This is a genomic window from Pseudophaeobacter leonis (assembly GCF_002087335.1).
In the GTDB taxonomy this organism is placed as follows: Bacteria; Pseudomonadota; Alphaproteobacteria; order Rhodobacterales; family Rhodobacteraceae; genus Pseudophaeobacter; species Pseudophaeobacter leonis.
The window spans coordinates 17,543-30,681 of record NZ_MWVJ01000003.1 but is presented as its reverse complement, the minus strand read 5'-3'; the positions used below and the strand labels follow the sequence as shown (position 1 = coordinate 30,681).

Annotated in this window: 13 protein-coding genes and 1 pseudogene; 2 read left to right on the top strand and 12 right to left on the bottom strand. The window is 58.9% G+C overall.

Going from position 1 to position 13,139, the window contains the following annotated elements:
* Nucleotides 1-51 precede the first annotated feature (51 nt).
* The 11 genes from B4968_RS01405 to folK all read right to left on the bottom strand — a co-directional run bounded on the left by B4968_RS01405 (nt 52) and on the right by folK (nt 8,564).
* Nucleotides 52-381 carry a DUF1491 family protein gene (locus B4968_RS01405; protein ID WP_083095980.1) on the bottom strand — a complete coding sequence of 110 codons (330 nt, stop codon included), beginning with the start codon at nt 379-381 and terminating at the stop codon, nt 52-54.
* Nucleotides 378-1,286: a GTPase Era gene (gene era / locus B4968_RS01400; protein WP_083095978.1), complete on the bottom strand. Its 909-nt coding sequence runs from the start codon at nt 1,284-1,286 to the stop codon at nt 378-380. Before era ends, B4968_RS01405 begins: the two co-directional genes overlap by 4 nt.
* Nucleotides 1,283-1,969 carry a ribonuclease III gene (gene rnc / locus B4968_RS01395; protein WP_083095976.1) on the bottom strand — a complete coding sequence of 229 codons (687 nt, stop codon included), beginning with the start codon at nt 1,967-1,969 and terminating at the stop codon, nt 1,283-1,285. The genes era and rnc overlap by 4 nt, the downstream gene beginning before the upstream one ends.
* On the bottom strand, nt 1,966-2,802 hold the full coding sequence (gene lepB / locus B4968_RS01390) for a signal peptidase I (RefSeq protein ID WP_083095974.1): 837 nt from the start codon (nt 2,800-2,802) through the stop codon (nt 1,966-1,968). Before lepB ends, rnc begins: the two co-directional genes overlap by 4 nt.
* Nucleotides 2,803-2,863: 61 nt before the next feature.
* Nucleotides 2,864-3,355, bottom strand: a complete 492-nt coding sequence (gene acpS / locus B4968_RS01385; protein ID WP_083095972.1) for a holo-ACP synthase — start codon at nt 3,353-3,355, stop codon at nt 2,864-2,866.
* Entirely contained in the window at nt 3,352-3,795 is a 444-nt protein-coding gene (locus tag B4968_RS01380; protein ID WP_083095970.1) for an ABZJ_00895 family protein, read from the bottom strand. The genes acpS and B4968_RS01380 overlap by 4 nt, the downstream gene beginning before the upstream one ends.
* Nucleotides 3,792-4,538: a pyridoxine 5'-phosphate synthase gene (locus tag B4968_RS01375; RefSeq protein WP_083095968.1), complete on the bottom strand. Its 747-nt coding sequence runs from the start codon at nt 4,536-4,538 to the stop codon at nt 3,792-3,794. Before B4968_RS01375 ends, B4968_RS01380 begins: the two co-directional genes overlap by 4 nt.
* A gap of 84 nt (nt 4,539-4,622) precedes the next feature.
* Nucleotides 4,623-5,333, bottom strand: a complete 711-nt coding sequence (locus B4968_RS01370; protein WP_083095967.1) for a DUF2062 domain-containing protein — start codon at nt 5,331-5,333, stop codon at nt 4,623-4,625.
* A gap of 32 nt (nt 5,334-5,365) precedes the next feature.
* A complete protein-coding gene (locus B4968_RS01365) occupies nt 5,366-7,498 on the bottom strand; it encodes a RelA/SpoT family protein (protein ID WP_083095965.1) in 2,133 nt (710 codons plus the stop codon).
* Between the two features lie 36 nt (nt 7,499-7,534).
* Complete coding sequence (rpoZ, locus tag B4968_RS01360; protein WP_083095963.1) at nt 7,535-7,888, bottom strand: DNA-directed RNA polymerase subunit omega; 354 nt, start codon at nt 7,886-7,888, stop codon at nt 7,535-7,537.
* A 94-nt stretch (nt 7,889-7,982) separates the two neighbouring features.
* On the bottom strand, nt 7,983-8,564 hold the full coding sequence (gene folK / locus B4968_RS01355) for a 2-amino-4-hydroxy-6-hydroxymethyldihydropteridine diphosphokinase (RefSeq protein WP_173907522.1): 582 nt from the start codon (nt 8,562-8,564) through the stop codon (nt 7,983-7,985).
* A 124-nt stretch (nt 8,565-8,688) separates the two neighbouring features.
* On the opposite strand from folK, the pseudogene B4968_RS01350 reads away from it, so the two are divergent.
* Nucleotides 8,689-9,260 (top strand): annotated as a pseudogene (locus tag B4968_RS01350) (LabA-like NYN domain-containing protein).
* A gap of 299 nt (nt 9,261-9,559) precedes the next feature.
* On the opposite strand, the gene B4968_RS01345 reads toward B4968_RS01350, so the two are convergent.
* Nucleotides 9,560-11,830, bottom strand: coding sequence for an ATP-binding protein (locus tag B4968_RS01345; RefSeq protein WP_083095961.1), 2,271 nt, complete (start codon nt 11,828-11,830; stop codon nt 9,560-9,562).
* A gap of 319 nt (nt 11,831-12,149) precedes the next feature.
* Between B4968_RS01345 and ispH the strand changes: the two genes are divergently transcribed.
* Nucleotides 12,150-13,115, top strand: coding sequence for a 4-hydroxy-3-methylbut-2-enyl diphosphate reductase (gene ispH, locus B4968_RS01340; protein WP_083095960.1), 966 nt, complete (start codon nt 12,150-12,152; stop codon nt 13,113-13,115).
* Nucleotides 13,116-13,139 lie beyond the last annotated feature (24 nt).

The window sequence follows — 13,139 nt, the reverse complement described above, 5'->3', positions numbered from 1 at the left end:
AACGGCAAGCCAGCCGCCGGAAAACAGTCTCAGCGACACTGGCAGCGCGCGCTACTCCAGCCCCGGCTCATCCAGCAGATGGCGGCCAGCGCGGTCCTCGACCTCGATCACCCAGAGGTCCGGGTCAAACTCTTGCTGGCGGCGAATTGCGGCATCAACATCCGCCTCAACACCGCTGGCATGTTCAATCCATTTGCGCGCGTCGCTCATCAGGTCATAGGAGCGGTGAAACGACTGCGCCTGCCCGTCCAGAGTGTTGAGCTTCACAAGCACAGCCCCCGCCGTATTGTCACCATGAGCGGTGACAAAGGCGGGTATCTCAATCAGCCGCAGCCGGGTGAGATAGGCCTGCACCCAGAACTCAGCTGTCAGACGGCTCATTCGTTGCCGTCTTTGAAATCCAGCCCCATCTCAGAGTAGCGTTCAGACTCTTCCAGCCAGTTGGGACGGACCTTGACCTGCAGGAACAGATGCACCTTGCGGCCGAGGAATTCTGTCAGCTCTTCGCGGGCGGCCTGCGATACCGCCTTGATGGTCTCGCCGCGCTTGCCCAGAACGATGCCTTTGTGGCCGTCGCGGATCACATAGATCACCTGGTCAATCTTGGCCGAGCCATCCTTGCGCTCTTCCCAGTTCTCGGTCTCGACCGTCATCTGGTAAGGCAGCTCCTGGTGCAGCCGCAGGGTCAGCTTTTCGCGGGTCATTTCTGCCGCGATCATCCGCATTGGCAGATCAGAAATCTGGTCTTCCGGGTAGAACCACGGACCTTCGGGCAACTCATTGGCCAGCCAGAGACGCAGGGTGTCGACGCCGTGGCCCCGCTCAGCCGAGATCAGGAAGGTCTCAGCAAAATCATAGCGGTCATTCAGCTCTTTGGTCAGGCCCAGCAGCGCTTCGGACTGAACCCGGTCAATCTTGTTGATCACCAGCGCCACTTTGCGCCCCTTGCCGAGCTCTGCGAGCCCTTCCAGGATCCGTTCAACGCCTTCGGTGACGCCACGGGTGGCCTCGATCAGCAGCATCACGACATCCGCATCAGCGGCACCACCCCAGGCGGCGGCGACCATGGCGCGATCCAGCCTGCGACGGGGCTGAAACAGGCCTGGCGTGTCGACAAAAACGATCTGGCTCTCCCCCTCCATCACAATACCGCGCACACGGGTGCGGGTGGTCTGAACCTTATGGGTCACGATCGAGACCTTGGCCCCCACCATGCGGTTCATCAGGGTGGATTTACCCGCGTTGGGCTCTCCGATCAGGGCGACGAATCCGGCGCGTGTTGTCATGTTTTTTGCTCCAAACGTGCCAAGAGCGCCTTGGCTGCGGCCTGCTCTGCCAGGCGCTTAGAGCCCGCAGTGGCGCGTTCTTCAGTGCCATCTTCCAGCCGAACGGCAATGGTGAAGATGGGTTGGCGATCAGGGCCTTCGCGCGCCACCTGCACGTAGTCCGGCGGCGATTCGCGGCGGGCCTGAACAAATTCCTGCAACGCAGTCTTGGGGTCGCGCGCGTCGTCCTCGACCTGATGCACCCGCTGGCCCCAGAGGCGCAGGATCATCTGTTGCGCCACCTCAAAGCCGCCATCCTTGTAGACCGCAGCAATCACCGCTTCCATGCCATCGCCCAGCAGCGCAAGCTTGCGGCGCCCCCCGGACATCATCTCGGAACGGCCCAGTTTCAGCACCTCGCCGAGGTCAATCTCGCGGGCGACATCGGCGCAGGCCTCCTTGCGCACCAGCGCGTTGAACCGCGGCGCCAGCTGGCCTTCACTGGCCTGCTTATCATGTTCCAGCAGTTCCGTCGCCATAACAAGGCCAAGCACACGGTCGCCCAGAAATTCCAGTCGCTGGTTGTCTTTGCGATTGGGCGAGGACACCGAAGGGTGGGTCAGGGCCCGCACCAAGAGCTCGGGTCGGGTGAAATGATACCCGATCCGCTCTTCAAAGGCGCGCATCTCTTTGGAAAGTTTCAATTGATCCCCTTGAAGTAGCGATCACTGCGCCAGGTCCAGAAAAACAGCATGGAGCGACCGGAGGACGAGAACATGATCCGGTCAGCGCGCCCGATCAGGTTTTCCAGCGGCACAAAGCCAACACCTCCAGCGGTTTGCGCCAGACGGCTGTCGCTGGAGTTGTCGCGGTTATCCCCCATAAAGAAGAAATGACCCTCGGGCACATGAAAGACGCCCGTATGATCAGACGTCTGCCTGCCGATATTGAGGATCACATGTTTGTTGCCACCGGGCAGCGTTTCGATCTGACGCGATTTCAGACAGGTTCCGCCCTGGCCAACCGGCTGGTTTTCGCAGCGCGGATAGGATCTCTGCGGCCCCTGTGGCGCCATCGCTTCCTCAAAGTTGCCCGCATCCTCAAGGCCAACCGCCTCGCCGTTGATGAACAAAACCCCTTCTTTCATCTGGATTTTGTCACCGGGCAAGCCGATCAGGCGCTTAATATAGTCGGTTCCCGAAACCGGGTGGCGAAAGACCACAACATCGCCGCGCTCCGGGTCAGAGCCCAGCAAACGGGAGTTGTCGCTATCCAGAAAACCACAGATATCCTCGGCGTCGATGTTCAGCCCGATGGCGCCGATGCGCACGCTGGGGCAGGACGCATAGGAATAGCCATAGGCCATCTTGTTGACGAACAGGAAATCACCAATGAACAGCGTCTCTTTCATCGACCCCGACGGGATCCAGAAAGGTTGGAAAAACAGGGTCCGAAAGACCCCGGCAATCAGCAGCGCATAGACAATGGTCTTTACCGTTTCGAGGATCGATTGGCCGGCGGTAGGTTTTGCCGTAATCAGGCTCTCCGGGGTTTAAAATAAAGGGACCGGCGCTACATGAGCGCGCAAGGGACGCGAGTCAAGCGCCACTGGCTTTTTCAGGTGCCGGATCCTCTGCCTGATCCTCTGTCTGATCCTCTGTCTGCTCCTCTGCCTGGCCCTCAGGTTGAGGGGCAATTGGATGCGCCTCAATAACCACAAAGGCCTGCGCCCAGGGGTGATCATCGGTCAGGGTCACATGGATGATGGCCTGAGGGCCTGCCGGTGTCATCTTGGCCAGACGCTCGGCGGCCCAGCCTGTGACATGCATCACTGGCTGACCGGGGCGCAGGTTGCTTACCGCCATATCTTTCCAGGCGATGCCCATGCGCAGCCCTGTTCCCAGGCGCTGGGAACAGGCTTCTTTTGCGGCCCAGCGTTTGGCATAGGTTCCGGCGACATCGCGCCGACGCTCGGCCTTGCGCTGCTCAACCTCGGTGAACACGCGGTTGCGAAACCGGTCGCCAAAACGGTCCAGCGTGCGCTGGATACGCTCGATATTGGCGAGATCGGTTCCGATGCCGAGGATCATTTCCCAGCAGCCGCTTTGGCGCGTGCCTTAAGTTGATTATTGAGACCAATGCGAAGGAAAACTGCATTACACACATACGTCACCGTGGCGATCAGGATGAGGGCAAACGCCCAGCCTGAAAAGCCTATCGTGGTGATGATCCGTATATCCCTCACACCGCCGGCAACGAACAGGAACAGGACACTTGCAGTAAATGCCACAGCAACACCGCAAACCGTCATCGGTATGGCTGCCTTCCAGGCCGCCCCCCAGCCCAGCGGTTGTTTTTGAGTGCCTGCCTGCTGCCGTCCCTCGGTCATTGCCGCCATCATCGTCGGCAGCAGCGTTGACAGGCTGGCAGGCAAAGTAATCCCCGCAAGGGACAATAGGGTCGTCACCAGCATCAGCACCACGACCGTCGCCACATAGATCAGGGCATAGCGCTTCAGATTGATGCTCATACGCGCGCCTCGTCCATCTTGCGGCGCATTTCAGCCAGGGCCGCAGGCAGGCCGACAAACATTGCCTCGCCCATCAGGAAATGACCGATATTCAGCTCTTTGACCTGAGGCAGAGCCGCAATCGGGCCGACGCTTTCATAGGTCAGACCATGGCCCACATGCACCTCAAGCCCAAGATCATGGGCATAGGCAGCCATCTCGGTGATCTTGGCAAGTTCCGCGTCGCGTTCGGCCCAACGGCCTTCGGCCCAGGCGTCGGCATAGGCGCCGGCATGCAGCTCGATCACCGGTGCACCAATACGGCGGCTGGCCTCCACCTGCGCCCTGTCGGCACCGATGAACATGGAAACCCGGCTGCCCGCCTCGCGCAGCGGCGCGATATAGTCAGCCAGCGCATTGTCGTTGGCCGCGACATCCAGCCCGCCTTCGGTGGTGCGTTCCTCGCGCTTTTCCGGCACCAGGCAGACCGCGTGTGGTTTGTGGTGCAGCGCAATCGCCTGCATTTCTTCCGTTGCGGCCATCTCGAAATTCAGCGGAATACGCAGCGCCGCCATCAGCCCGTCGATGTCGCTGTCGATAATATGGCGGCGGTCTTCGCGCAGATGCGCCGTTATCCCGTCTGCTCCGGCATTCTGGGCCAGGATCGCGGCGCGCACCGGATCGGGATTGTTGCCACCGCGGGCGTTGCGCACCGTGGCCACGTGGTCGATGTTCACACCCAACCGCAAAGCGTTCTGAGCCATGTCATTTGTCCTGAAATCAGTCTCGGGCCAACAGAGACTAGACAGCGCATCGGTAAGGGCAACCCCCTGCGAGGGCCGTGACGGCTATTTTACCTTGCGCACCCGTGGCAGCGTCAGTTTTGCTTTCAGCGTTTTGGCCTCGACAACCGGGGTGATCCCGGCGGCTTCCATTTCGGCGCGTTTCTTGATGGCATCAAATTTGGCCTTGATGCGCGAGCGGCGATGCTGCTGATAGGCGCGGATCACCGGCAGGCTGAGCATATAACAGATGGTGGCAGTGATCACGCCGGGAATAACCCCGCCGACCAGATAGGGAAAAAACACCTCATCGTAAAACAGATGCAGCCCGTCCCAGTCGGCAGGCCGGTCCCGGAACAGCGCAAAGAGGTTGTCTTTCAGATCCTTGCCCGCATCAATGAATTTGCCAACCAAAGAGGTATCCAGCTCTTCGTCAAATTCCGTGCCCAGCATCCAGTGCCCGGTCTGCAGGGCCGCAATACCAATCGGCACATAGGTCAGCGGGTTGCCAAAAAACGTGCCACTCAGGGCGGCCAGGATATTGCCATTGATCAGGCGCGCGATCAGGGCTGCGACGACAAAATGCATGGCGTAAAACGGCGTAAAGGTGGTGAAGACCCCGGCCCAGACCCCGCGCGCGATGCGTTCTGGCGAATCAGGCAGACGGCGTACCCGGTGCTTTACGTACAGAAACGCCCGCTTCCAGCCCCCACGGGGCCAGATGAAATCCGCAACCGCCCGAAAGAGCGGGCGTCTATCCCGGCGCCTGAATACCAAAAGCCTGCGTCCTTCCTAGTTCCAACCGAGCATTACCCCGAAATCAAGCGTGTCTCCGGCTTCTCCCGGAAACGCGCAACTTCGGCGACATCACTCTCGGCCTCCAATGTCAGCATCAGGGAATGCAGCTGCTCTACATCCCTGAGTTCGACATTTATCATCAGCCGGTAAAAGTCTGGTTTCCGATCAGCAAATTCAAGATCGGAGATATTGGCCTTTTTCTCGCCAATCAATGTGCAAATACGTCCCAGGACCCCCGCGTCATTGCCAATGGTCAGCCCGAGGGTCACCCCATAGGCCGCCGCATGGGTGCCGCTGTGCCAGTGCACATCAACCCAGCGCTCGGGCTGGCTCTCATATTCGCCCAACCGGTCGCAATCTGCCGCATGCACCACAACGCCGCGCCCGCGGTAGGTGATGCCGATGATCCGTTCACCCGGCAGCGGCTGGCAGCAGGGCGCACGCTCAAAGCTCTGCCCCGCCTCAAGACCAATCACGGCGCGCCGGGGCGACACCACATCACCATCCTGCGAGGTCAGCTCGGGGTAGACCGCCTGCACCACATCATGAGTGGTGAGCTCGGCGGCCCCCAGGCTTGCCAGCAGTTCATTCACGCTGCTGATGCGCAGCGCCCGCGCGGCTGTCTCAAGCGCCTTGTCGGTAGCTTTCCGGTGGACATGCTCAAAAGCAGAGCGCGCAAGTTCACGTCCCAGTTTGACAAATCGCGCCCTGTCTGCCTCGCGCAGGGCCCGGCGAATGGCGGTCCGGGCCTTGCCCGTTGTGGCGATCTCCAGCCAGCTCACCTGAGGGGTCTGCCCCTCGGCTGTGATTACCTCGACAGATTGGCCATTGCGGATGCGCGTCCACAGGGGCACCCGGATCCCGTCAATTTTGGCCCCGACGCAGGCATGGCCAATCCGGGTGTGGATGGCATAGGCAAAATCAATTGGCGTCGCGCCCTTGGGCAGTTTGGTCACATCCCCCTTGGGCGTGAAGCAAAATACCTGATCCGAATACATCTCGAGCTTGACGGCTTCGAGGAACTCATCGTGGTCTTCCTCGGCGTCAAACTGTTCGGTGAGCGAGGCAATCCATTTCGCCGGGTCCACCGCAAAGGGGTTTTGCGAGCGCACCCCGTCGCGGTACGACCAATGCGCCGCCACGCCAGTTTCGGCCACATCATGCATTTGGCGGGTGCGGATCTCCACCTCGACCCGCTTGCCATCGCGCCCCGACACCGTGGTGTGGATCGAGCGGGAGCGGTTGGATTTTGGCTGGCTGATATAGTCCTTGAACCGCCCCGGCACCGCGCGCCAGCGCTGATGGATCGCCCCCAAGGCGCGGTAGCTGTCCTCTTCACACTGGGTAATGACGCGAAAGCCGTAGATGTCTGAGAGCCTGGAGAAGCCCTGATCCTTGGCCTGCATCTTGCGCCAGATCGAATAGGGCTTTTTGGCGCGGCCAAAGACCTCGGCCTCGATACCGGCTTTTTCCAGCTCGATGCGCATGTCACCAGTGATGCGATGGATCACATCGCCGGTTTCGCGCTGCAGGGTGACAAAGCGGCGGATGATCGACTGGCGCCCCTCGGGGTTCAGCACCTTAAAGGCCAGGTCTTCCAGCTCTTCGCGCATCCATTGCATCCCCATGCGCCCGGCCAGCGGGGCATAGATATCCATGGTCTCACGGGCCTTTTGCGCCTGTTTTTCCGGGCGCATCGCCTTGATGGTGCGCATATTGTGCAGCCGGTCGGCCAGCTTGACCAGAATGACCCGCAGATCCTTGGACATGGCCATGAACAGTTTGCGGAAATTTTCCGCCTGTTTGGTCTCGCGGCTGGACAGCTGCAGATTGGTCAGCTTGGTCACGCCATCGACCAGCTCAGCCACCTCGTTGCCAAAGCGCGAGGCGACCTCCTCGTAGGAGGCCTTGGTGTCTTCGATGGTGTCATGCAACAGCGCGGTGATGATGGTGGCATCATCCAGGTGCTGTTCTGTCAGCAGCGCCGCAACCGCGACGGGATGGGTGAAGTAGGGTTCACCAGAGTGACGAAACTGCCCCTCGTGCATCTCTTCGCCATAGGCATAGGCAGCAGCGATTTTATCGGCGTTTGTCTTTGGGTTGTAGTTGCGGACCAGAGCAATCAGGTCTTCTGGTGTAATCATTTCCAGTCCGCAGCCTCAGTTTGGGTAGTGCCGGTGTCAGCCCTGCCCCTGGGCCTCCATGAGTGCGCGCAGCAGTTTTTCTTCCGACATATCGTCGTCTGCTGGCTTGTCGTTCTCGGCCCCCATCAGCAAAGCCATCGAATCTTCTTCGGGCTCATCGACTTCGATCTGGGTCTGATTGCTCTCGATCAGACGCTCGCGCAGATCGTCCGCGCGCTGGGTCTCATCAGCAATCTCGCGCAGCGACACAACTGGGTTCTTGTCATTGTCACGCTCAACTGTGAGCGCCGCTCCAGCAGCGATTTCGCGGGCACGATGGGCCGCCAGCATCACCAGCTCAAAGCGGTTGGGTACTTTGTCTACGCAATCTTCAACCGTCACGCGGGCCATAGGCGACTCTCCAAAATCAATGTGGGTCCGGAAGGGCGACTTTTACGCTCAAATCTTTTTGTTGACAAGCGCTGAAAGTGCCGCATTGCCCGGATTAAACCGGCACAATGGCCTCCAGCTCGGTTTTTGGCCTCTCCGCACAGAGCTCAGCCGCGGTTTTGCCCAGAATCGGATGTACCCAATCCGGAAAGACGTCGCAAAGCGGCACCAGGACAAAGGCGCGATCCTGCACGCGCGGATGTGGGAGAATCAGCTCATTCGGGGTCTCAGTCATTTGTCGCTCAAGCGGCAAATCAAGCCAGCGCTGATAGCCCGGCCGGTCTGGCAACACCCAATCACCCAGTGCAATCAGGTCCAGATCCAGCGTCCGCATCCCCCATCTTTGATCGCGCTGACGCGAAAATTTTTGCTCAACCTCATGCAAATGCTGCAATAAATCCGTAGGGTTGAGATCCGTTTCCAACACCATCACAGCATTAATATAGTCCGGCCCGCTGCCCGCTGGAAAACTAGGGGTTTGAAAAAGTCGCGAAACTTGGCATGATTCCCCCAAAGGGAGAGTAAGTTCCTCAACAGCACCCTCAAGGGTGTTTCGCGGCAACATATCGCCGAAGGGCAAGTTGCCACCCAGTGCAATGATCGCTTTTAGTCGAGAATTGGTCACTTTTGACCCCATTTAGGAAAAGTCAGATACTTGAAGCAGGTGCCAAAGTACTTACAATATGTCCACCCGTTTCGCCGCACGAAATTCACTCACGGATCATTTGGCGCAATCGGATTTATCAGAAGGACACTTTACAATGTTTTACAAAGACGAACGGCTTGCGCTGTTCATAGACGGTTCAAACCTCTACGCCGCTGCCAAAGCGCTGGGTTTTGATATCGACTATAAGCTTTTGCGGCAGGAATTTATGCGCGTGGAAAGATCTTGCGGGCCTTCTATTACACGGCTCTGCTGGAAAATGACGAGTATTCTCCGATCCGTCCGCTGGTCGACTGGCTGCACTACAATGGGTTCACCATGGTGACCAAGCCCGCCAAAGAATACACCGACAGCATGGGGCGTCGTAAAGTCAAAGGGAATATGGATATTGAGCTCGCAGTGGACGCCATGGAACTGGCCCCACGCGTGGATCACATTGTTTTGTTCTCAGGCGATGGCGATTTTCGCCCACTGATCGCCAGCTTGCAGCGGCAGGGCGTGCGCGTCTCCGTGGTCTCGACCATTCGCAGCCAGCCGCCGATGATTTCTGATGAGTTGCGCCGTCAGGCTGACAATTTCATCGAACTGGAAGAACTGAAGGATGTCATTGGCCGTCCGCCGCGGGAACACCCTGTCGAAGCCCGGCCCGTGACTGCGGTTCCTGGCTAAGGTCAAAATGCGATCAGTGCAGGCTGATCAGTGCAGGCGGCTATGGGAGACATTTCTCTCCGGGTCTCTCCGGGCCTTTCAGGCGGCGCTTTTGCGCCACTGAAGAACACCGCTGATTATCACTGCTGAATATCAAACTGCCATCAAGGCGGGTTTCCACTCCGACCCGCCTTGGGCACCCTGAGATGACCCTGTCATCCGCACCAAAACGCCGCAGGCCACATCAAAACGCTCCAGGCCAGCACGCCAGTCCCGCAGCGGAGGGCTGAAAACAGGGCAGATCTTAGCCGCGCGCCTTTCTAGCTTCCCGTTTTGTGGATATCTGTTTTGTGGGTATCTGTTTTTTGCGAGTCTGTGTTCTGCGAGTCTGGTGCTGCGCCCCGTCGCTTGCCCTTAGAGATGTCGCTGGACGAGGCAGACAGCTGATGTCGGATTGCGGCCTCCAACGCGGCGATGGTAACCGGTTTGGACACATAGTCATCCATCCCCCCGGTCAGACATTTCTCAGCCTCCCCTTCCAGCGCATTGGCGGTCACTGCGATGATTGGCGTATGTCGCAGGTTCTGTTCCTTTTCGATCTGCCTGATCGCGCGCGTCAGCTCGAAACCATCCATTACCGGCATCTGACAATCTGTCAGGACCAGATCAAAAGACCCTTTGCTCCAGGCCGAAAGGCACTCGGCTCCGTCCCGGGTGAGCGTGACTTCGCAGCCAAGCAAAGCCAGCTGGCTTTCGATAACGGCCCGATTGATCTCGTTGTCCTCGGCCACCAGAATGCGGCCACCGGTCTGATCCAAAGAGGTCGGCTGCTCCAGGGAAGGCCCCTGCGCGTCACCGTCCTTCTTGCGACCACAGAGATTTGCCATGGCCTCCCAGAATTCGCTTGGCAAAACAGGACCAGACTGGACAATTGCCCAGCGCTTGGTTGCCCTGGTAGGCTGTGCCGATCCGCCATAGCCAAATTCCAGCACATTGAGATCCGGAAATTCCTCAAGAATAAGCTTGCGACACCAGTTTTGCTGACGGTCATCCGGATCTTCTGCAGGCAGGATGAAAATCGTGTCCCGCCCGGCTGAACGGGCGAGGGCAAGAAACTCGTCCTGATTGGACACCCATTTCATGTCACAGTCTGCGGCCAGCACGTAAGAGGCCCAGGCACAGTCCTGGGACCGCCGCGGCATCATCGCAACCACCTGGATCCCTGCGAGTTTGGGACCTTTTATGGGGCCTGATGGCGCAATAACGGGCAAGCGCACCGAAAACACACTGCCTTTGCCCAGAGCACTCTCGACGGTGATATTGCCGTTCATTTTGGTGACCAGTTGCCGCACGATTGTCAGGCCAAGACCGTTGCCCTTGATCATACGCTTTGCCACGATGGCGGAGCGCTCAAACGGTGAGAAAATGGACCCCTGTACTTCCGGCTCAATTCCGATGCCGTTGTCCTCGACCACGAAATCAATACTGCCTGGCTCGCTGATTTCGACACGCAGCCTGACTTTTCCGGCGCTGCCTCCGATTGAGGGTTCAGAAAACTTGATCGCATTGCCCAGCAGGTTAAGCAGGATTTGCCGCAGCCGTCCCGCGTCCCCTGTCAGCGTATCCGGCAGGTCGGCCTGCACCGAAAGCGACAGCTCCACCTGCATCTGGCTGGCGTGCGGCCGCAGGGTGGCCATGGCGCCTTCGATCAGCGGCAACAGGCGCATCGGGGCCTGAAACAACTCCATCTTGCCCGCCTCAATGCGTGACACATCGAGGATGTCATCAATGATCCACAACAATGATGTCGAGGAGTCCTGAATGGTGTGCAGGATGCGGCGTTGCTCGGGGGTAAGATCGGTTTTCTCAAGCACCTCAGCCATGCCAAGAACACCGTTCATCGGCGTTCGGATTTCATGGCTCATCGCGGCCAGAAAATCGCTCTTGGCGCGGTTGGCCTTGCTTTCTACCTGATGCGCCAGCAACAGGTCGTCGCTATAGCTCTCTGCCAACTGACCAAACGACATCATCTCGACTATCAGAATGGTAAAGATCGTTAGCAGAACGCCGCCTGACAGATAGCGTTCCGGAATGCCCCCTCCCAGAATCGGTGGGAAAAAAAAGTCATGCCCAAGAAACCGGAACAACAGCCAGCTCAGCAGAACGATCGCGAGCAACACAATGATCACAGGTTTTTCCCGCCGCAGCGAGAACGTCATAAAGGGCCCTCCCAGCAGCACCGCAAAAAACAGCTCTACATTGCTCGACGGCGGCATGGTGAAAACAGAGCACATTACCGCAGTCAATCCGGTGCAGTACCAAATGAGACGTGCGATCAGTTTGTGCTTTGTCAGGATCAGCATACGCGCAGCAGCCGAGCCGCCAACGGCAATCGACGCAATCCCCACCATGAGGGGCTCGTTTACGACAATGCCGACAAACGCCCACAACAGGCCCAGAACCACCACCCCATTGGAAGCCGCGCTAACGGTTTTAAACCGGCGCTCCATGGTGACCCGATGGGCCTCAATCTGAAAATTGTCCCGGCTGGTCGCAAGCTTATTTTCACTGTGACCCATTTCTTCAGACATGCCGCTTCTCTGTCCTTTTCACTGGCCTTTTCACTGGAAACACGACCAGCACTCACCCAAACACCTAAACACGCATAGAATCGCCTGCGGTCCGGGAGCCGGACCACAAGCCGTTTCGCGGAGAGAATGCAGAAGATCTGTTAATATTCTCCTTTCTGAATAACATTTGTGAACAGCCCATAAACAACTGCGTTTCGGCCTCCTGGCCGCCTCACCGCAGCGGGAACCACATCGTGAAAGGTCACATCCAGCCCAGCGCGTCTTCCCGGACTGGACCTTGGCCCGGCAAAGCCTTACTTCTGCCCCCAAGGAGACGCCCATGACCCAATCTGCCCTCACACTGTATCTGGCTGCGCCGCGCGGCTTTTGTGCCGGCGTTGACCGCGCCATCAAGCTTGTGGAGCTGGCGCTGGAACAATGGGGCGCACCGGTCTATGTGCGCCACGAAATTGTGCACAACAAATATGTGGTGGACGGGCTGCGGGCCAAGGGCGCGATCTTTGTCGAAGAGCTGGATGAATGCCCCGAGGATCGCCCGGTAATCTTTTCCGCCCACGGCGTGCCAAAATCGGTACCGGCCGCAGCTGAGGCCCGCAAGATGGTCTATGTGGATGCCACCTGCCCCCTGGTCAGCAAGGTCCATATTGAGGCGCAGCGCCATGCTGACCAGGGACTGCAGATGATCATGATCGGCCATAAGGGCCATCCTGAAACCGTCGGCACCATGGGGCAGTTGCCCGAGGGCGAAGTGATCCTGGTGGAAACTCCCGAAGATGTGGCCGAGGTGCAGGTGCGCGACCCGAACCAGCTTGCCTATGTCACCCAGACCACGCTGTCGGTGGATGACACCAAGGGGATCGTTGCCGCCCTTGAGGCACGGTTTCCCGCCATTGTCGGGCCGCACAAAGAAGACATCTGCTACGCCACCACCAACCGGCAAGAAGCGGTCAAGGCCGTGGCACCAAAATCTGATGCCCTGCTGGTGGTTGGGGCACCAAACTCGTCAAACTCGCGCCGACTGGTCGAGGTGGGCGCCAAGGCAGGCTGCAACTATGCGCAATTGGTTCAACGGGCCGAAAACATCGACTGGCGCGCTTTGGAGGGGATCTCTTCGGTGGCCATTACGGCCGGCGCCTCGGCCCCCGAGCTGCTGGTCAACGAGGTCATCGACGCCTTTCGCGCCCGCTATGATGTCACGGTAGAGGTGGTCGAAACAGCGGTAGAGCGCGTCGAATTCAAAGTACCGCGCGTATTGCGCCAGCCAACTCGCCAGGTCGCCAACTAGCCAACTAGCCTGGTCGCCAACTGG